This is a genomic window from Pantoea sp. EKM20T (assembly GCF_011800485.1).
Classification (GTDB): Bacteria; Pseudomonadota; Gammaproteobacteria; order Enterobacterales; family Enterobacteriaceae; genus Pantoea; species Pantoea agglomerans.
Map to the genome: position 1 here is coordinate 191,743 of NZ_JAALFW010000009.1, position 18,480 is coordinate 210,222.

General features: G+C 54.8%; 18 protein-coding genes. 11 read left to right on the forward strand and 7 right to left on the reverse strand.

The window, feature by feature from the left end; translation table 11 throughout:
• The first annotated feature begins 32 nt into the window (after window positions 1-32).
• From HFD94_RS16585 to HFD94_RS16615, 7 genes are all read left to right on the forward strand, one after another.
• The gene (locus HFD94_RS16585) at window positions 33-1,049 is read left to right on the forward strand and encodes a sulfate ABC transporter substrate-binding protein (protein ID WP_122889728.1); all 1,017 of its coding nucleotides are present in this window, start codon (window positions 33-35) and stop codon (window positions 1,047-1,049) included.
• Window positions 1,049-1,882: a sulfate/thiosulfate ABC transporter permease CysT gene (gene cysT / locus HFD94_RS16590; protein WP_010259932.1), complete on the forward strand. Its 834-nt coding sequence runs from the start codon at window positions 1,049-1,051 to the stop codon at window positions 1,880-1,882. Before HFD94_RS16585 ends, cysT begins: the two co-directional genes overlap by 1 nt.
• Entirely contained in the window at window positions 1,882-2,757 is an 876-nt protein-coding gene (gene cysW, locus HFD94_RS16595) for a sulfate/thiosulfate ABC transporter permease CysW (RefSeq protein ID WP_010259929.1), read from the forward strand. The genes cysT and cysW overlap by 1 nt, the downstream gene beginning before the upstream one ends.
• Window positions 2,747-3,835, forward strand: a complete 1,089-nt coding sequence (gene cysA, locus HFD94_RS16600) for a sulfate/thiosulfate ABC transporter ATP-binding protein CysA (RefSeq protein ID WP_010259925.1) — start codon at window positions 2,747-2,749, stop codon at window positions 3,833-3,835. Before cysW ends, cysA begins: the two co-directional genes overlap by 11 nt.
• Before the next feature lie 81 nt (window positions 3,836-3,916).
• Complete coding sequence (gene cysM / locus HFD94_RS16605) at window positions 3,917-4,801, forward strand: cysteine synthase CysM (protein WP_122889727.1); 885 nt, start codon at window positions 3,917-3,919, stop codon at window positions 4,799-4,801.
• Between the two features lie 168 nt (window positions 4,802-4,969).
• The gene (locus HFD94_RS16610) at window positions 4,970-5,650 is read left to right on the forward strand and encodes a response regulator transcription factor (protein ID WP_010671364.1); all 681 of its coding nucleotides are present in this window, start codon (window positions 4,970-4,972) and stop codon (window positions 5,648-5,650) included.
• Complete coding sequence (locus tag HFD94_RS16615) at window positions 5,647-6,987, forward strand: ATP-binding protein (RefSeq protein WP_061901216.1); 1,341 nt, start codon at window positions 5,647-5,649, stop codon at window positions 6,985-6,987. Before HFD94_RS16610 ends, HFD94_RS16615 begins: the two co-directional genes overlap by 4 nt.
• 61 nt (window positions 6,988-7,048) lie before the next feature.
• Here the strand turns inward: HFD94_RS16615 and crr are convergent, their stop codons facing one another.
• The 5 genes from crr to cysZ form a co-directional block, all read right to left on the reverse strand.
• Complete coding sequence (crr, locus tag HFD94_RS16620; protein WP_010259911.1) at window positions 7,049-7,549, reverse strand: PTS glucose transporter subunit IIA; 501 nt, start codon at window positions 7,547-7,549, stop codon at window positions 7,049-7,051.
• Window positions 7,550-7,591: 42 nt separating this feature from the next.
• A complete protein-coding gene (ptsI, locus tag HFD94_RS16625; protein ID WP_010259908.1) occupies window positions 7,592-9,319 on the reverse strand; it encodes a phosphoenolpyruvate-protein phosphotransferase PtsI in 1,728 nt (575 codons plus the stop codon).
• A gap of 161 nt (window positions 9,320-9,480) precedes the next feature.
• Window positions 9,481-9,738 (reverse strand): phosphocarrier protein Hpr, encoded by a 258-nt coding sequence (gene ptsH / locus HFD94_RS16630; protein WP_003848868.1) that lies wholly within the window; start codon window positions 9,736-9,738, stop codon window positions 9,481-9,483.
• A gap of 387 nt (window positions 9,739-10,125) precedes the next feature.
• A complete protein-coding gene (cysK, locus tag HFD94_RS16635) occupies window positions 10,126-11,094 on the reverse strand; it encodes a cysteine synthase A (protein WP_010259895.1) in 969 nt (322 codons plus the stop codon).
• A 141-nt stretch (window positions 11,095-11,235) separates the two neighbouring features.
• A complete protein-coding gene (cysZ, locus tag HFD94_RS16640) occupies window positions 11,236-12,003 on the reverse strand; it encodes a sulfate transporter CysZ (RefSeq protein ID WP_010259893.1) in 768 nt (255 codons plus the stop codon).
• A 218-nt stretch (window positions 12,004-12,221) separates the two neighbouring features.
• On the opposite strand from cysZ, the gene zipA reads away from it, so the two are divergent.
• The 3 genes from zipA to HFD94_RS16655 all read left to right on the forward strand — a co-directional run bounded on the left by zipA (window position 12,222) and on the right by HFD94_RS16655 (window position 15,535).
• Window positions 12,222-13,220, forward strand: a complete 999-nt coding sequence (gene zipA / locus HFD94_RS16645; RefSeq protein ID WP_022624162.1) for a cell division protein ZipA — start codon at window positions 12,222-12,224, stop codon at window positions 13,218-13,220.
• Between the two features lie 76 nt (window positions 13,221-13,296).
• A complete protein-coding gene (ligA, locus tag HFD94_RS16650) occupies window positions 13,297-15,324 on the forward strand; it encodes an NAD-dependent DNA ligase LigA (protein WP_022624163.1) in 2,028 nt (675 codons plus the stop codon).
• Window positions 15,317-15,535, forward strand: coding sequence for a DUF3820 family protein (locus HFD94_RS16655; RefSeq protein ID WP_003848878.1), 219 nt, complete (start codon window positions 15,317-15,319; stop codon window positions 15,533-15,535). Before ligA ends, HFD94_RS16655 begins: the two co-directional genes overlap by 8 nt.
• A 27-nt stretch (window positions 15,536-15,562) precedes the next feature.
• Here HFD94_RS16655 and HFD94_RS16660 read toward each other — a convergent pair whose 3' ends face one another.
• Window positions 15,563-16,576: a bile acid:sodium symporter family protein gene (locus HFD94_RS16660; RefSeq protein ID WP_010671370.1), complete on the reverse strand. Its 1,014-nt coding sequence runs from the start codon at window positions 16,574-16,576 to the stop codon at window positions 15,563-15,565.
• 95 nt (window positions 16,577-16,671) lie between these two features.
• Here HFD94_RS16660 and HFD94_RS16665 point away from each other — a divergent pair, with 95 nt between their 5' ends.
• Window positions 16,672-17,592: a LysR family transcriptional regulator gene (locus tag HFD94_RS16665; protein WP_010259882.1), complete on the forward strand. Its 921-nt coding sequence runs from the start codon at window positions 16,672-16,674 to the stop codon at window positions 17,590-17,592.
• Here the strand turns inward: HFD94_RS16665 and HFD94_RS16670 are convergent.
• Complete coding sequence (locus HFD94_RS16670) at window positions 17,589-17,930, reverse strand: FlxA-like family protein (protein ID WP_010259880.1); 342 nt, start codon at window positions 17,928-17,930, stop codon at window positions 17,589-17,591. The genes HFD94_RS16665 and HFD94_RS16670 overlap by 4 nt on opposite strands.
• Window positions 17,931-18,480 lie beyond the last annotated feature (550 nt).

Genomic DNA, 18,480 nt, shown 5'->3' on the forward strand with positions numbered 1-18,480 from the left:
GAGATCCGCATCAAACTTTTTCAGGGTGCCAAATGACATTACAAGCGATGAAAAAAATCGTGAGCGGTATCGCGTTGTCGCTGAGCCTGGCCGGCGCAGCCAATGCCACTGAACTCCTCAATAGCTCTTACGATGTTTCGCGGGAGCTGTTTGTCGCCCTGAATGCTCCCTTCGTTAAACAGTGGGATGCCAGTCATCCCAGCGATCCACTGACCATTAAGATGTCGCACGCCGGTTCATCGAAGCAGGCGCTGGCTATCCTGCAGGGACTGCGCGCGGATGTCGTCACGTACAATCAGGTTACGGATGTGCAGGTGCTGCACGATAAAGGCAACCTGATTGCCGCAGACTGGAAAAGCCGTCTGCCGAATAACAGCTCGCCTTTCTACTCCACCATGGCGTTTCTGGTGCGCAAAGGGAATCCAAAACAGATTCACGACTGGTCAGATTTGACCCGCAGTGATGTGAAGCTGATTTTCCCGAATCCGAAAACCTCCGGGAATGGCCGCTACACCTATCTGGCCGCCTGGGGCGCAGCGGAGAAAGCGGACGGGGGCGATCAGGCCAAAACCCGTGCCTTTATGACGCAATTTCTGAAAAACGTTGAAGTATTCGACACTGGCGGTCGCGGTGCGACCACGACCTTTGCTGAGCGTGGTCTGGGCGACGTATTAATTAGCTTTGAGTCCGAAGTGAATAACATCCGCAACCAGTACGGCAAAGATGAGTATGAAGTGGTGGTGCCGAAAACCAACATTCTGGCGGAGTTTCCGGTGGCATGGGTGGATAAAAACGTCGCCACCAATAAAACCGCTGATGCGGCCAGCGCTTATCTGAACTATCTCTATACACCTGAAGCGCAGAATATTATTACTAACTACTACTATCGCGTGAACAATGCACAGCTGATGGCGGAGCAGAAAGATCGCTTCCCGCAGACCAGCCTGTTCCGGGTGGAAGAGGCGTTTGGCGGCTGGGATAAGGTGATGAAGACGCACTTCGTCAGCGGCGGTGAGCTTGATAAGTTGTTAGCGGCGGGGCGCGGATAATGTTTGCAGCCAGCCAGAAACGCGTGTTGCCCGGCTTTGGTCTCAGCCTCGGCACCAGTCTGCTCTTTACCTGTCTGATTCTGCTGCTGCCTATCAGCGCGGTGATCATGCAGCTGTCGCAGATGACGCTGCAACAGTACTGGGATGTGGTGACCAATCCGCAGCTGATTGCCGCCTATAAAGTAACGCTGCTCTCTGCAGGCGTCGCCTCACTGTTTAATGCGGTGTTCGGCATGCTGATGGCATGGATCCTGACCCGTTACCGTTTTCCGGGCCGGACGCTGCTGGATGGCCTGATGGATCTGCCGTTTGCACTGCCTACGGCGGTGGCGGGTCTGACCCTGGCCGGACTCTTTTCGGTCAACGGCTGGTATGGACAGTGGTTCGCTCAGTTCGACATCAAAATCTCTTACACCTGGATTGGTATCGCCATCGCCATGGCCTTTACCAGCATTCCGTTTGTGGTGCGTACCGTACAGCCGGTGCTGGAAGAGTTAGGCCCGGAGTATGAAGAGGCGGCCGAAACGCTGGGTGCCACGCCATGGCAGAGCTTCCGCCGCGTCGTGTTGCCGGAAGTGGCTCCGGCGCTGCTGGCCGGGACTGCGCTCTCCTTTACCCGCAGCCTGGGTGAATTTGGTGCGGTGATCTTTATTGCCGGTAACATCGCCTGGAAAACGGAAGTCACCTCACTGATGATTTTTGTCCGGCTGCAGGAGTTCGACTATCCGGCGGCCAGCGCCATCGCCTCGGTGATCCTGGCGGCATCGCTGATTCTGTTATTTGCGATTAACACATTACAGAGCCGCTTTGGCCGTCGTCTAGGAGGTCACTAATGGCTGAGGTTTCACAGATTAATCACGCTGCACGTCAGCCAGTGAACTGGGGCAAGTGGCTGCTGATTAGTATCGGCGCGCTGATCTCGATTCTGCTGCTGGTGGTGCCGATGGCCTCCATCTTCTGGGAAGCGCTGAATCAGGGGCTCATTGTCGCTCTCAGCAATCTGGCGGATCCGGACATGCTGCACGCCATCTGGCTGACCGTGATGGTGGCGTTGATCACCGTACCGGTTAACCTGGTGTTCGGCACGCTGCTCGCCTGGCTGGTGACGCGCTTCACCTTTCCGGGGCGTCAGTTGCTGCTGACCCTGTTTGATATTCCTTTTGCCGTGTCGCCGGTTGTGGCCGGTCTGATGTATCTGCTGTTCTGGGGCGTTAATGGCCCGGCAGGCGGCTGGCTGGATGCGCATAACATCCAGATTATGTTTGCCTGGCCTGGCATGGTGCTGGCGACGGTGTTTGTGACCTGTCCGTTTGTGGTGCGCGAACTGGTCCCGGTGATGCTGAGTCAGGGCAGTCATGAAGATGAAGCGGCGGTGCTGCTGGGCGCCTCTGGCTGGCAGATGTTCCGCCGCGTAACGCTGCCGAACATTCGCTGGGCGCTGCTGTATGGCATCGTGCTGACCAACGCCCGTGCGATTGGTGAATTTGGTGCGGTCTCGGTGGTATCGGGATCGATTCGCGGTGAGACCTACACATTACCGCTTCAGGTTGAATTATTGCATCAGGACTACAACACCGTTGGCGCATTCACCGCGGCCGCCCTGTTAACCCTGATGGCAATTGTGACGCTGTTTCTGAAAAGCATTGTGCAGTGGCGTTTAGAGCAACAGCACAAACGCCTGCAACAGGAGGGAAATCATGAGCATTGAGATTAACAAGATCAACAAATCCTTTGGTCGCACATCGGTGCTGAACGATATCTCTCTGGATATTGCCTCGGGTGAAATGGTGGCGCTGCTTGGCCCATCAGGCTCGGGTAAAACCACGCTGCTGCGCATCATTGCCGGGCTGGAGCATCAGAACAGCGGTCACATCCGTTTTCATGGCAACGATGTCAGCCGCCTGCATGCTCGCGATCGTCAGGTCGGTTTTGTCTTCCAGCACTACGCGCTGTTCCGTCATATGACGGTATTCGACAACATCGCCTTTGGCCTGACCGTGCTGCCACGTCGTGAGCGTCCTTCAACGGCGGAGATCAAACAGCGTGTTACCCGTCTGCTGGAGATGGTGCAGCTGGCTCATCTGGCGAATCGCTTCCCGGCACAGCTGTCGGGCGGCCAGAAACAGCGTGTGGCGCTGGCGCGTGCGTTAGCGGTTGAACCACAGATTCTGCTGCTGGACGAACCTTTTGGCGCGCTGGATGCTCAGGTGCGTAAAGAGCTGCGCCGCTGGCTGCGTCAGCTGCATGAAGAGCTGAAATTCACCAGCGTGTTTGTCACCCACGACCAGGAAGAGGCGATGGAAGTGGCAGATCGCGTGGTGGTGATGAGCCAGGGCAACATCGAGCAGGTCGGCACGCCAGATGATGTGTGGCGCGATCCGGCGACCCGTTTTGTGCTGGAATTCCTGGGTGAAGTGAACCGCTTTGATGGGGAGATTCAGGGATCACAGTTCCACGTTGGCGCGCACCACTGGCCGCTGGGCTATACCTCGGCCCACCAGGGCGCGGTTGAGCTGTTCCTGCGTCCGTGGGAAATCGACGTGTCACGCCGCAGCAGTCTGGAAACCCCGCTGCCGGTACAGGTACTGGAAGTGAGCCCGCGTGGACACTTCTGGCAGCTGGTCGTCCAGCCTGCAGGCTGGCAAAGCGAGCCGGTCTCGGTGGTGTTTGAAGGTGAGCAGACAGCGCCGATTCGCGGCGAGCGTCTGTTTGTTGGCTTGCAGCAGGCGCGTCTCTATAAGGGCGATACGCCACTGCGCGCAGTTGCCTTTGCACAAAGCGCCTGATATTTTCTCTTCAACACCGGGCGGGAGTGACACTCCCGCCTTTTTTTCGCATCTGGTTTGTAAGATGCCAGGAACCGCACCGTGACGACTCTCGAAAATACCATCGGCAATACCCCGCTGATTAAGTTGCAGCGCCTGACGCCCGCCAACGGCAGCGAGGTCTGGCTCAAGCTGGAAGGCAATAATCCGGCAGGTTCGGTAAAAGATCGCGCGGCCTGGTCGATGATCAATCAGGCAGAGCTGCGTGGTGATATTTCACCTGGCGATCAGTTGATTGAAGCTACCAGCGGCAACACCGGGATTGCGCTGGCGATGATCGCGGCGATGAAAGGCTACCGACTTCGCCTGCTGATGCCCGACAATATGAGTCAGGAGCGGCAGGAAGCGATGCGCGCCTATGGCGCAGAGTTAATTCTGGTGCCCCGTGAACAGGGCATGGAGGGCGCACGCGATCTGGCGCAGGCGATGGCGGCGCGCGGTGAAGGCCGGGTGCTGGACCAGTTTAATAATCCCGATAATCCGCTGGGCCACTATCAGACCACCGGCCCGGAATTGTGGCAGCAGTCGAACCAGCGCATGACTCATTTTGTCTCCAGCATGGGCACCACCGGCACCATTACCGGCGTGGGGCGTTATCTGAAAGAGCTTAATACGGGCGTGCAGGTGATCGGTTTGCAGCCCAGCGAAGGCAGCAGTATTCCGGGTATTCGTCGCTGGCCGCTGGCCTATCTGCCGGGGATCTACCGTCCCGATCTGGTGGATGATGTGATGGATATGACGCAAAAGGAAGCGGAAGAGACGATGCGCGCGCTGGCACGCCGTGAAGGCATTTTCTGTGGCGTCAGTTCAGGCGGCGCGGTGGCGGGTGCGCTGCGCATTGCGCAGGCCAATCCTGGCAGCGTGGTGGTGGCGATCGCCTGCGATCGCGGTGACCGTTATCTCTCTACCGGACTCTATCATCAGTAACCTCTGCCAATGCGGAATCAGGCCTGTGCGCGCATTAACTGCCCACAGGCCTTTTTTTAACCCCAATTTTCGGCGCCAGACAGACTGAATCTGTAAGGATCGCGTAAATCAGGCTGCGCGAATGTTCAGCACAGGACAAAATAGCGGCAATTCTCCAGAGAGATAACCATGAAAATTTTGCTTGTTGATGATGATGTTGAATTAGGCACGATGTTAAGTCAGTACCTGATCGGGGAAGGGTTTGATGCCCAGCTGGTTCTGACCGGCAGCGCTGGCGTGCAGGGCGCGTTATCGGGAGAGTTCACCGCCATGATCCTGGACATTATGCTGCCTGACATGAGCGGCATTGATGTGTTGCGTCAGGTGCGCCAGAACAGCCGGATACCGGTGATTATGCTGACCGCCAAAGGCGATAATATTGATCGCGTGATCGGTCTGGAGATGGGCGCGGATGACTATATGCCCAAGCCCTGCTATCCCCGAGAGCTGGTGGCGCGACTGCGCGCCGTATTGCGCCGTTTCGAAGAGCAGGCGCCACAGCCAGACGCCAGAGAGCCGCTGCGCTGGGGGGAACTCATGCTTAATCCCGCCACCCGCATTAGCGAATGGCAGGGTAAAACCTTTGATCTGACGGCGTCGGAATTTAATCTGCTGGATCTGCTGCTGCGTGCACCGGACAGAGTGGTGTCAAAAGATGAGCTCTCCGAAAAGGGACTCGGTCGTCCGCGTGAAGCCTATGACCGCAGCGTCGATGTGCATATCAGTAACATTCGTCAGAAGCTCAGTGCATTAACCGCTGACAGCATCAACATCGAAACCGTTCGCAGCATCGGCTACCGTATTCGATGAAGCAGAGTTACCGTGGACGCATGTTCTGGAAGATCTTTATCGGCTTCTGGATCGTTTTCGTCATTATGAGCCAGCTTATCTGGCTCGGCTTTACGCTCTCCGGTAAACGGCATGAACCGCCTGAACTCGTGGCTATCCGTCGTATTGTGGATCTGCAGATGACCTCCGCCGCGTCAGTGCTGGAGCGGGGCGGGCCTGATGCGCTGAATGCGATGCTCTCGGACTGGGATAACAGCGATCGGCAGTTCTTCCACGTCACCCAACAGACAAAACCGTCCCAATCAGAAAACAGCGGCAACCTGGATATCAGAGGGCGCTTTCCTGAAGAGGTGGTGCGCTGGGTTCGCGGCGCGGATGGCAAAGCCTATCATCTGCGCTACGACCTGGATGGCATGCGTAAAGACAGCACGCTGAACATGATGCCGCGAAAATTTCTGAATATTCCTGAGCCGATGTTTGTCTTCGCCGGTTCGGTGGGATTGCTGTTCAGTCTGCTTCTGGCCTGGAATCTGACGCGACCTATGCGTCAGCTGCGGGAAGGATTTTCCCGCGTGGCTGAGGGCGATTTAAGCGTGCGGCTGTTTCCGATCATGCGTAAGCGCCACGACGAGATCTCAAACGTCGCTGAAGCCTTTGACGCCATGGTCGAGCGGCTCGATACCCTGGTGCGCGCCCGTGAAGAACTGTTGCATGATATCTCACATGAGCTTCGTTCACCGCTGGCGCGACTGCAGCTGGCGACCGGGCTGGCCAGACAGACGCCAGAAAGTGTGAACAGTTCGCTTGATCGCATTGATGAAGAGGCGCGTCGGCTGGACAAGATGATCGGTGAACTGCTGACACTGTCGCGGGCTGAGCATGAAAGCATCCCGGATGAGCAATATTTTGATCTGACCGGCTTGCTGCAGGCGGTTATTACCGATGTCCGTTATGAAGCGCAGATCCCAGGCGTGCAGGTAGAGTTGCAGGTCGACGATCGGGCTGATTACACCGTGCGGGGCAATGCAGAGCTAATACGGCGCGGAGCAGAGAATGTATTACGCAATGCGCTGCGCTTCTCTCAGCCAGGGCAGCGGATTGATGTTCATCTGCGCGCAGAACAGCAGTGGCTGGTGATTCAGGTGCGCGATCAGGGGCCGGGTGTCGATGAGGATAAGCTCTCCAGCATCTTTGACCCGTTTGTGCGGGTGAATTCGCCGCTGATGGGCAAAGGTTATGGTCTGGGACTGGCTATCGTGCGCAAGGTGGTGCTGGCGCATCATGGTGAGGTTGAGGCAAGAAACCGGCCAGAAGGCGGACTGGAACTGACGCTGCGTCTGCCGCACTGGCAGCCCTGAACAGGCATACAGCAGAAACGATAACGGCACCCGCGGGTGCCGTTATGTTATGAACGAATGCTTACTTTCTGATGCGAATCACCGGCGTTTCGCCGACGGTGACCTGGCCAGTCAGCTTAATCAATTCCTTGATTTCATCCATGTTGGAGATGACAACCGGTGTCAGGGTTGATTTCGCTTTCTCTTCCAGCAACGGCAGGTCAAACTCGATAACCACGTCGCCTTTTTTGACCTTCTGGCCTTCTTCAGCGATGCGTTTGAAGCCTTCACCTTTCAGTTCTACGGTATCGATACCGAAGTGGACGAACAGCTCAATGCCATTGTCTGATTCGATCGAAAAAGCGTGATTGGTTTCAAAAATCTTACCGATAGTGCCATCAACAGGAGCAACCATTTTGTTGCCGCTGGGCTTGATCGCAATACCGTCGCCCACGATTTTTTCTGCAAACACCACATCTGGTACGTCTTCAATGTTCACGATTTCGCCTGACAGAGGCGCTACGATGTCAATTGTCCCAGCGCTATCCGTTTTTTCGCCAAAAAGTTTAGAAAACAAACCCATGATCTTCTCCTAAGCAGTAATTTGGGGCCAGCATCATGCGGATTAGCAGAGCGTTTTTTCCTTAATGAACTTGTTTACCAGGTTCATTAAATCTTCCGCTGTCGGTTGAGCCAGTGCCTGCTCCGCCAATGCCTTCGCATCTTCAAAATTAGTATTACGAATGATTTTCTTGATGCCAGGGATAGAAATGGCACTCATGCTGAACTCGTCCAGCCCCATTCCCAGTAACAGTAGTGTAGCACGTTCATCACCTGCCAGCTCACCACACATGCCGGTCCATTTACCTTCAGCGTGAGATGCATCAATGACTTGCTTGATTAAGTTAAGCACAGACGGCGCCATTGGGTTGTACAGGTGCGAGATCAAATCATTACCACGATCGACCGCCAGAGTATACTGCGTCAGATCGTTTGTCCCAATACTGAAGAAGTCGACTTCCTTCGCCAGATGATGAGCAATCACGGCTGAAGCCGGGGTTTCCACCATGATGCCGACTTCGATGCTCTCATCAAAGGCTTTACCTTCTTCACGCAACTGCGCTTTCAGCAGTTCCAGTTCCGCTTTCAGGCTGCGTACTTCTTCAACCGAAATAATCATCGGGAACATGATGCGCAGTTTACCGAAAGAGGAGGCGCGCAGGATTGCACGCAGCTGCGCATGCAGAATCTCTTTGCGGTCCATGGCGATACGGATAGCGCGCCAGCCGAGGAACGGGTTCTCTTCTTTTGGCAGGTTCATGTAAGGCAGATCTTTGTCGCCGCCGATGTCCATGGTACGCACGATAACGGCCTGTGAACCCATGGCTTCAGCGACGGCTTTGTACGCCTGGAACTGCTCTTCTTCGCTTGGCAGTGAGTCACGATCCATAAACAGGAATTCGGTGCGGTAGAGACCCACGCCTTCAGCGCCGTTACGTTCAGCACCGGCGATATCGCGCACAGTACCGATGTTGGCGCAGACTTCAACCTGATGACCATCCAGCGTAACGGCTGGCAGATCTTTCAGCTTAGCTAATTCATGTTTTTCCGACAGATACTGGTTCTGTACGGCTTTCAGCTCTTCCTGAATCGCTTCTGAAGGATTGACGTGAATCGCATTGTTAACGCCATCCAGAATCAGGAAATCGCCATTTTTAACCGTGACGGTCACATTGCCGGTACCGACAATGGCTGGGATCTCCAGCGAGCGCGCCATGATTGAGGTATGTGAGGTACGGCCACCCAGATCGGTGATAAAGCCCAGCACCTTCTTCAGGTTCAGCTGTGCGGTTTCTGACGGCGTTAAATCTTTTGCCACCAGAATGGATTCGTCCGGAATAGCGCTCAGGTCAACGATATGCAGACCGAGGATGTTTTGCAGCAGACGCTTACCGATGTCACGTACGTCAGCCGCACGCTCTTTCAGATATTCGTCATCTAACTCCTCCAGTGCTTTCGCCTGGCCATCGATGACCGAGTAAGCAGCAGCATCGGCAGAAGCGTGATCTTTTTTGATCAGGTCGATGATTTCCTGCTCCAGCTCTTCATCTTCCAGCAACATAATGTGGCCTTCGAAGATTGCTGCTTTCTCTTCACCGAGGGTTTCACCCGCTTTGACGCGAATCGCTTCCAGTTGTAATGCCGCTTTGCTGCGGCCATCGAGGAAGCGCTGAACTTCCTGCTCAACCTGGTCATCAGAAATTTTCTTGCGGTTGATGACGATCTCGTCTTCTTTCAGCAGCAGTGCTTTGCCGAAAGCGATACCTGGTGATGCTAAAATGCCTGAAATCATAACGCTACCTTTTAATCACGATGGCTGATGGGACTCTGTGCGGTGCCATTGTCGCGGGACACGTACTCTACGAAAGCAATAACGCGGACAGGTTGTCCGCGATCAAGATGTTTGCACTCAATGGCGCAGAGGAGTCGATTTGCTGGAGAGCTGAGCGGAGATTACTCCAGTTCAGCCATCAGTTTGACCAGATGCTCAACTGCTTTCTGCTCGTCTTCACCTTCCGCGGAAAGGGTCACAACCGTTCCCTGGGTTAAACCCAGTGTCTGCAGCTTGAACAGGCTCTTCGCGCTCGCTGATTTACCGTTAGAGGTCACGGTAATTTCTGACTGGAAAGCTTTGGCTTCTTTAACGAATTGCGCAGCTGGGCGAGTGTGCAGACCGTTTGGTGCAGTAATGGTAACTTCTTGCTGGAACATTCTATTTCCCCAACGTTATCAGGATGAGTGTTATGGATCTAAAGTCTAGCCTGGAGCCTTTACTTTAGCCTGTGTAGGTGCGCGGGTATAGCTTCATGCTGACCAAAGACGCGCATGCGTCAAATCTACAGTCCGTTGCGTCTCAAAACCGATTCTACACGTCACCGGTTAATTATGCCGTGATTCGCCGTTTCACTGAATCCGTAAATCGATTCAGCTTGATCCACTTCAAACGCGGATTAATTTCAGGCATCGAAATAATTGGCAGTCTAAATACCAGAGCGGCGTCACTGAAATCAATCTGCCGGGTGATGAAAGTGAGATCTGCACCACAAAAAAGCACCCGATTGGGTGCTTTTTTCTCCATTTTCGGACTATCGGCCTCTGCTACTGAAGCTCTTTTTCAGTGAAGAGATCGGCAAACAAGGCGGTACTCAGATAGCGTTCACCGGAGGAGGGGAGGATCACCACAATATTTTTGTTGGCGAAGGCTTCATCTTCCTGCAGCTTCAGCGCCGCGGCAACGGCAGCACCGGATGAGATACCGGCCAGAATACCTTCCTCTTCCATCAGCCGACGCGCCGTACTGATCGCCTCTTCATTGGTGATGGCCACGACGCGGTCCACCAGATTCAGCTCAAGGTTGCCCGGGATAAAGCCTGCGCCGATACCCTGAATTTTGTGTGGGCCGGGCTTGATCTCATCGCCCGCCAGCGCCTGAGCAATCACCGGGGAATCGGTCGGCTCAACCGCGACGGTAATCAGATCTTTTTTGCCTTTGGTGTTTTTAATGTAGCGGCTCACGCCGGTCAGCGTACCGCCGGTGCCGACACCGGCAATAAAGACATCCACTTCGCCGTCCGTGTCTTCCCAGATTTCCGGGCCGGTGGTCTTTTCATGGATTTCCGGGTTGGCCGGGTTGCTGAACTGCTGCAGCAGCACATATTTATCCGGATTGCTGGCAACAACCTCTTCAGCTTTGCTGATGGCACCTTTCATGCCTTTGGCGCCTTCGGTCAATATCAGCGTCGCGCCCAGCGCCTTCAGCAATTTACGGCGCTCAACTGACATGGTTTCTGGCATCGTCAGCGTTAATTTATAACCGCGCGCTGCGGCGACATAGGCCAGAGCAATACCGGTATTGCCGCTGGTCGGTTCAACCAGTTCAACACCCGGTTTCAGAATACCGCGTTTTTCTGCGTCCCAAATCATATTGGCACCGATACGGCATTTTACGCTGAAGCTCGGGTTACGGGATTCAACTTTCGCAAGGATGCGGCCGTTACCGATGCGGTTCAGTCGAACCAATGGCGTATGACCAATTGTCAAAGAGTTGTCTTCATAGATCTTACTCATAGCCTGTCCTTAACTGTATGAATTATTGGGAACCCTATGAGCATACCTTTTCTGCCTGGTGGCGGAAGGAAAGAAATCGTATATCTATATGTCGCCCGGCAATAAGCCCTGCTAAAAAGAGCATAAGGCGCACTGATGAATTTAGCGCAACTCATCACGTGCCAGCGTTGACCGGTAGCGATCGACCCACATGGCGGTGGCACCGCAGACGGCAACCGGCATGATCACCAGGTTCAGAACCGGGATCATGGTGAACAGACTGATTAGCGCGCCAAACTGCATATTGGCCGTTTTGTGCTGACGCAGGGCGTTGCGCATCTGCTGAAACGGCACTTTGTGGTTATCGAACGGATAGTCGCAATACTGGATGGACAACATCCAGGCGCTGAACAGGAACCACAGCACCGGCGCAACGGTCTGGCCAAAGCCAGGAATAAAATAGAGCAGCAGCAGACCCAGCGCGCGGGGCAGGTAATAACCCAGTTTTTGCAGCTCGCGCTTCATGATGCGCGGCACATCCTTGATCATTCCAGCCCAGCCGCTGTCCGGCAGGGGCTTGCCTGTCAGGCGGCCTTCCAGTTGCTCGGCCAGCAGGCCGCAAAACGGAGCGGCAATTAAGTTTGCCAGGGTCGAAAAGAAGTAGCTAAACACCAGCACAATTGCAATCACCGACAGCGGCCATAACAGATAGCTCAGCCACTGCAGCCAGTCCGGAATATGGGCCATCAGACGCGGGATCCAGTCACCGAGACGATAGAACAGCCAGATGAAAGCGCCACCCAGCATCACGATATTGATCAGCAACGGCATCACCACAAAGCGGCGAATGCCAGGCAGACGTACCAGTTTCCAGCCCTGGCTAAAGTAGTGCATGCCGTTAAAATTTGAGACGGAATTCTCAAGGGCCATAAAGCCAGTTCTCCTGAAGATGTTAAGGCGCGCCCACTATAACCTGGCTTTTTCTCCAGGCCAGGTGCCGTTTGGGTAAAAAAACAGCGAAAAAGCGTGGGTTGCCTATCTTATTTGTCAGAAAATAGTGCACAGACTTGCACTTGTGTAGCAGGGCAAATACAGTTAGAGGATAAAGTTTGCCGCGGTGGCAAGGTATTGGAACAACAGAGAATACAATGATGCAGGATTTGCGTCTGATATTAATCGTTGTTGGCGCGATCGCCATTATAGCGCTCCTTCTTCACGGGCTGTGGACCAGCCGTAAAGAGCGTTCGTCAGTGTTCCGCGATCGCCCGCACAAACGTCTAAAACAACGTGATGAAAATGATGAGCAGGACCTGATTGACGACGAGGATGATGGCGTCGGCGAGGTTCGCGTTCGTTCTGATCGCAACGTACATCAGGAACCGCGTTTCGATGAGATTCGCGAGCCACAGCCAGAAGCGCCGCGTAAGCCTGCGCCCGCTGAGCCTGTGCGTCAGCCTGCGCCACGACCCGCACCGCAACCCGAACCTGAAAGCGACCCGCTTTTTAACACGGCACCGCAGCCTGCTCCGCAGTCGCGCCCTGAACCGGTTCGTCAGCAGCCCGCACCCACTTTTGTCGCGCCGCCCGTTCAGGCCGACCCGCTGCTGGATCTCGATCCGCTGGAATCTGTACAGCCAGCACCGCAGTACCAGGCAGAACCTGAGCCGCAGCCTGAAGTGACACCGGCCCCCGCGCCGGCACAGCCTGCTGCTAAAGCGCCAGCGGAAAAACCGAAAGAAGCGGTACTGGTGCTGCATGTTGCCGCACACTCGGGCGGTGAACTGAACGGTGAGGCCCTACTGCAGGGTATTCTTCAGGCGGGCTTCCAGTTTGGTGAAATGAACATTTTCCATCGTCATCTCAGTCCGGCTGGCAGCGGCCCGGTATTGTTCAGTCTGGCCAATATGGTTAAGCCGGGCTCGTTCAATCCTGACCTGATGACCGATTTCAGCACGCCTGGCATCTCTATCTTTATGATGGTGCCTTCTTATGGCGATGCGAATCAGAACTTCAAGCTGATGCTGCAGTCGGCTCAGCGTATCGCTGATGATGTAGGTGGCGTGGTGCTGGATGATGAGCGTCGCATGATGACGCCACAGAAGCTGGAAACTTACAAAGCGCGTATCCGCGATGTGGTTGGCGTCTGAGACCTGCGCTAAACGCTATCTGAATTGTTAAAAACAAACCCCCGCCTGTCGGGGGTTTTTTATCTGATGGGGCTTTATGAAATCCGTCCAGGATCACATCACCGAACTGCGCACCACGTTGCGCCATCATGAATATCTCTATCACGTTATGGATGCGCCGGAAGTGCCGGATGCTGAATACGATCGTCTGATGCGCGAACTGCGTCAGCTGGAGGAGGAACACCCGGATCTCATTACGCCAGACTCGCCGACACAACGCGTGGGTGCCGCGCCGCTGACGGTCTTCGAGCAGGTGCGCCATGAAGTCCCGATGCTGTCGCTGGATAACGCCTTTGATGAAGCCACGTTTATGGCTTTCAACAAGCGGGTGCAGGATCGCCTGAAAAGCAGTGACGACATAACCTACTGCTGTGAACTCAAGCTCGATGGCGCTGCGGTCAGCCTGATGTATGAAAATGGTCTGCTGGTCCAGGCCGCAACGCGCGGTGACGGCACAACCGGCGAGAACATTACCGCCAATGTCCGCACCATTCGCGCTATCCCGCTGCGGCTTAAAGGCGACAACATTCCGGCACGGCTGGAAGTGCGTGGCGAAATATTTATGACGCAGCGCGGCTTTGAAAAGCTGAATGAGGAAGCACGCCGGACTGATGGCAAAGTCTTTGCTAATCCGCGCAATGCAGCAGCCGGTTCTCTGCGTCAGCTGGATCCGCGCATTACCGCCAAACGTCCGCTGACCTTCTTCTGCTACGGTTTTGGCCTGCTGGAAGGCGGTGAGATGCCGCACAGTCACATGGGGCGTCTGCAACAGTTTAAAGCCTGGGGCCTGCCGGTCAGCGACCGCATTAAGCTGGTGCACAACGCAGAAGAAGCCCTGGCCTTCTATCGTGATATTGAGCAACAGCGTCCGAATCTGGGTTTTGATATTGATGGCGTGGTGATCAAAGTCGATTCACAGGAACTGCAGGAAAAACTGGGCTTTGTGGCGCGCGCGCCGCGCTGGGCGATTGCCTTTAAATTCCCGGCACAGGAACAACTGACCTGGGTGCGGGACGTCGAATTTCAGGTTGGCCGCACCGGGGCTATCACACCTGTAGCTCGCCTTGAGCCGGTGCAGGTCGCGGGCGTGATCGTCAGCAATGCCACGCTGCATAATGCGGATGAAATCGAGCGGCTGGGATTACGCATCGGCGATCGGGTGGTCATTCGCCGCGCCGGTGATGTGATCCCGCAGGTGGTCAACGTGGTGCTCGCCGAGCGCCCTGAACAGACGCGTGAAGTCCTGTTCCCGGCACACTGTCCGGTTTGTGGTTCCGAGGTTGAACGGGTCGAAGGGGAATCGGTCACGCGCTGCACGGGCGGTTTAATCTGCGGTGCTCAGCGCAAAGAGGCGCTGAAGCATTTTGTCTCGCGCCGGGCACTGGATGTTGATGGCATGGGCGATAAGATTATCGACCAGCTGGTGGAGAAAGAGTACGTCAACACGCCAGCGGATCTGTTCCGTCTCACGGCGGGCAAACTGACCGGACTGGATCGCATGGGGCCGAAATCGGCGCAAAACGTTGTCGACGCGCTGGAGAAAGCGAAATCGACTACGCTGGCGCGTTTCCTCTATGCACTGGGCATTCGTGAAGTGGGTGAAGCCACCGCTGCCAATCTGGCTAACCATTTTGGTGAGTTGCAGAAGGTCATGGATGCCGATCTTGAGGCGCTGATTGCGGTGCCGGATGTCGGCAAAGTCGTTGCGGCACACGTGCGCAACTTCATGGAAGAGGAAAGCAACCGTGAGGTTATCCGCCAGCTGGTCGAGGATATCGGTATTCACTGGCCGCAGGTGGTGGTGGTGAGAGCCGAAGAGATCGACAGTCCGTTCGCGGGTAAAACGGTGGTGCTGACTGGCTCACTGTCGCAGATGAACCGCGATGATGCCAAAGCGCAGCTGATCGCGCTGGGCGCAAAAGTCAGCGGCAGTGTCTCAAAGAAAACTGATTTGCTGATTGCCGGTGAAGCGGCTGGTTCAAAGCTGGCGAAAGCAGCGGAGCTTGGCATTGAAGTGATTGATGAAGCGGAAATGATCCGCCTGCTGGGAGCCTCAGATGGATGAACATCAGCTGGTGGCGATAGCCAATACGCCTATGCCGTTTGGCAAATATAAGGGGCGGATGCTGATCGATCTGCCTGAGCCTTATCTGCTGTGGTTTGCCCGCAGTGGGGACTTTCCGTCTGGTCTGCTGGGTGATCTCATGCAACTCACCCTGACAATAAAAATTGAGGGTCTGGAAGGGTTAGTTAAACCGCTTCAGACCCGTAAGTAACGCTGCCCGCACTGGCGGGCAGCCGATCTATTTCTGAGACTCCATTACCGAATCCTTGACCTGCACAGCCTGCTGCTGCTTCTCATTGGTCTTCTTATAACGTCCGGCAATAAATGAGCAGACCATCAGCTGTACCTGATGGAAAATCATCAGCGGCAGCACAATAATCCCCACGGTACTGGCCGGGAACAGGATATTCGCCATCGGCACGCCATTCGCCAGACTCTTCTTCGAACCACAAAACAGCACCACAATCTCATCGGCGCGTTTAAAGCGGAACAGACGCGAGGCCAGCAGGTTGATAATCAGCACGGCGGTCAGCAGAATGATTGAGCCTGCCACAATCCACAGCAGCGTAATCAACCCAACGCGATGCCAGATGCCATTAACCACCGCTTCACTGAAGGCGGAGTAGACCACCAGCAGAATCGAGGTCTGGTCGGTTTTGCCAATCAGGCTGCGGTGCTTTTCAACCCAGCCCCCGATCCAGCGCCGTGAGAGGTGTCCCAGCACGAAAGGCACCATCAGTTGCAGCATAATCTTCCCGATCTGCTCCAGTCCATCGCTGGGCGCGCTGCTGTGAATATCCATCACCAGGTTCACCAGCAACGGCGAAATAAACACACCCAGCAGGCTTGATGCAGAGGCGCTGCATACCGCTGCCGCAACGTTACCGCCCGCCATGGAGGTAAACGCGATAGCGGATTGCACGGTCGCAGGCAGGATACAGAGGTAGATAAAGCCGGTATAAATTTCCGGGCCGACATTAACCGGATGCCACCAGACCAGCAACAGACCCAGCACCGGAAACAGCACAAAGGTGCTGAACATAATCCACAGATGCAACCGCCAGTGACTGCTGCCTGAGATGATCTTTTCACGCGACAGCTTGGCACCATGCATAAAGAACAGCAGTGCTATCGCTGCTGTCGCGAGATAACTGAATATATCGACGTAGATCCCTCTGGCTGGCAGGAAAGAGGCCAGTAGTACAGTGATGATGAGTTTAACCATCATCGGATCGAGTTTTAAAAATCCCATTGTTAAATTCCGGTAAATTTTTCAATAGCGCGATTGTGCGTGAAACCTGTTTAGAAATAAAATTGATTTATTGAATTAATCTATGAGCAGAATCGATGAATTACACCCTGCGTCAGCTACGAACCTTTATTGCGGTGGCTCACTATGGCGGATTCAGCCAGGCGGGGCAGGCGATAGGTCTGAGTCAGTCGGCGGTAAGCCACAGTATTAAAGAGCTGGAAGCGGAAACCGGCGTGCGATTGCTGGATCGAACCACCCGGGAGGTGATGCTGACTGAAGCGGGAAAACAGCTGGCGTCACGCATGGAGCGCCTGCTGGAGGAGATTCATACCACGCTGCTGGATATCCGCAGTTTTGGCGAACAGCGCAGTGGTACCGTCAGGGTGGCAGCCAGCCAGACCATTTCCGCTCATCTGATGCCGCAATGTCTGGCCGCCAGCCAGCAACACTTTCCTGACATCAAAGTGATACTGCACGATCGCGCCCAGCAGTGGGTGCTGCAAAGTGTGCGTAACGCCGAAGTCGATTTCGGGATTGTGATTGGGCCACTCAGCGACAGCGATTTTGACAGCATCGCGATTCTGGATGAGCCTTTCCTGCTGCTATGCCGTGATGATGATCCGCTGGCGCAGGTGGAAAGGGCAGAATGGTCAATGCTGGATGGCCGCACCATGGTGCTTCAGGACTATGCTTCGGGCAGTCGGGTCCTCATTGATGCGGCGATGCAGCAGCAGAATATCAGGGCTGAAGTCGTTCAGGAGATTGGTCATCCCGCTACGCTGTTTCCGATGGTACAGGTGGGGATCGGCATCAGTATTCTGCCCGCGCTGGCGTTACCGTTACCGGCGGATCGCGCATTAACGGTGCGGCGACTATATCCGGAGATCAATCGCAGCCTTACGCTGATCAAGCGTAAAAACCGTTCGCTGACGCCTGCTGCCGAAGCGATCTGGCAGGAGGTGCGCCAGCAGGCGACGCTGCTGGCGCAACAACGCGAGGCCAGGCCCGCATTTTAGATGTAGACATCAATTTTGTTTGTGTCGGTAGGGCGGTTAATCCCGTCTGCTTTGCTCTCACTGACGGACGAGCTGTCACTCTTTGGCTGATCCTGCTCGGCCTGCTTCTGTTCCAGCTGAGCAATCTGTGCCTGCAACATGGTGATTTGTGACTGATACATCTGCTGCATTTCAGACTTCTGTTCGTCAGTCAGTTCTTTGTTGTCGGCCAGCTCTTTGACTTGCGTTAAGACGTTCTGAATCTGTTTATTCAGCGCCGCGACCTGCGAGGCAACACTGCCGCCACCGCTGTCACCGCCACTGACTGCACTGCTTAGAATTCCGGAAATTGAAGACATCATTTTTCTCCCTGTAAGTTGTCAGATACGTTATCGGCACGCTGTGAAACGACTTGAGAGCTGAAATTGTTAAGGTTGCGAAAAGGCGAGAGCTTATCTGTTAAGCCAATGTCAGTGCAGCAGAAAAAAAAACAGGCACCAAAAAGGGCTAAAAGACAGCAGATAAACTTAAAGCGAGGGGATCACAGGCCTGTAGCAAAGCATCGCGGGACAGGGACAAAAACGCCGGGAGCGTTTTTGAACAACGCAAAGCGTTGGCCCGTCTGCGGGCGCACCTCAGGGATGAGGTGCGTAATCGCCCGCGCTGAGCCTGCCATGGATGGCGATTTTGCGTCTTTGCGAAAGGCCTGTGCTCCCTGAGCCAGCACTTTGTTTAAAGTCTGAAATAGCTGGAAAAAGCAGTTTTACCCTGAAGCGCAGGAAATCTCTCAATAGCAGAAACGAAAAAAGCGCCATAAAGGCGCTTTATTCTGAATTGGTGGGTCGTGCAGGATTCGAACCTGCGACCAATTGATTAAAAGTCAACTGCTCTACCAACTGAGCTAACGAC

What these genes read in the sequence shown, in the direction of transcription:
- HFD94_RS16585 (WP_122889728.1), top strand. Translation starts at nt 33, where the DNA reads ATGACATTACAAGCGATGAAAAAAATCGTGAGCGGTATCGCGTTGTCG.
- cysT (WP_010259932.1), top strand. Translation starts at nt 1,049, where the DNA reads ATGTTTGCAGCCAGCCAGAAACGCGTGTTGCCCGGCTTTGGTCTCAGC.
- cysW (WP_010259929.1), top strand. Translation starts at nt 1,882, where the DNA reads ATGGCTGAGGTTTCACAGATTAATCACGCTGCACGTCAGCCAGTGAAC.
- cysA (WP_010259925.1), top strand. Translation starts at nt 2,747, where the DNA reads ATGAGCATTGAGATTAACAAGATCAACAAATCCTTTGGTCGCACATCG.
- HFD94_RS16610 (WP_010671364.1), top strand. Translation starts at nt 4,970, where the DNA reads ATGAAAATTTTGCTTGTTGATGATGATGTTGAATTAGGCACGATGTTA.
- HFD94_RS16615 (WP_061901216.1), top strand. Translation starts at nt 5,647, where the DNA reads ATGAAGCAGAGTTACCGTGGACGCATGTTCTGGAAGATCTTTATCGGC.
- crr (WP_010259911.1), bottom strand. Translation starts at nt 7,549, where the DNA reads ATGGGTTTGTTTTCTAAACTTTTTGGCGAAAAAACGGATAGCGCTGGG.
- ptsI (WP_010259908.1), bottom strand. Translation starts at nt 9,319, where the DNA reads ATGATTTCAGGCATTTTAGCATCACCAGGTATCGCTTTCGGCAAAGCA.
- ptsH (WP_003848868.1), bottom strand. Translation starts at nt 9,738, where the DNA reads ATGTTCCAGCAAGAAGTTACCATTACTGCACCAAACGGTCTGCACACT.
- cysK (WP_010259895.1), bottom strand. Translation starts at nt 11,094, where the DNA reads ATGAGTAAGATCTATGAAGACAACTCTTTGACAATTGGTCATACGCCA.
- cysZ (WP_010259893.1), bottom strand. Translation starts at nt 12,003, where the DNA reads ATGGCCCTTGAGAATTCCGTCTCAAATTTTAACGGCATGCACTACTTT.
- zipA (WP_022624162.1), top strand. Translation starts at nt 12,222, where the DNA reads ATGATGCAGGATTTGCGTCTGATATTAATCGTTGTTGGCGCGATCGCC.
- ligA (WP_022624163.1), top strand. Translation starts at nt 13,297, where the DNA reads ATGAAATCCGTCCAGGATCACATCACCGAACTGCGCACCACGTTGCGC.
- HFD94_RS16655 (WP_003848878.1), top strand. Translation starts at nt 15,317, where the DNA reads ATGGATGAACATCAGCTGGTGGCGATAGCCAATACGCCTATGCCGTTT.
- HFD94_RS16660 (WP_010671370.1), bottom strand. Translation starts at nt 16,576, where the DNA reads ATGGGATTTTTAAAACTCGATCCGATGATGGTTAAACTCATCATCACT.
- HFD94_RS16665 (WP_010259882.1), top strand. Translation starts at nt 16,672, where the DNA reads ATGAATTACACCCTGCGTCAGCTACGAACCTTTATTGCGGTGGCTCAC.
- HFD94_RS16670 (WP_010259880.1), bottom strand. Translation starts at nt 17,930, where the DNA reads ATGTCTTCAATTTCCGGAATTCTAAGCAGTGCAGTCAGTGGCGGTGAC.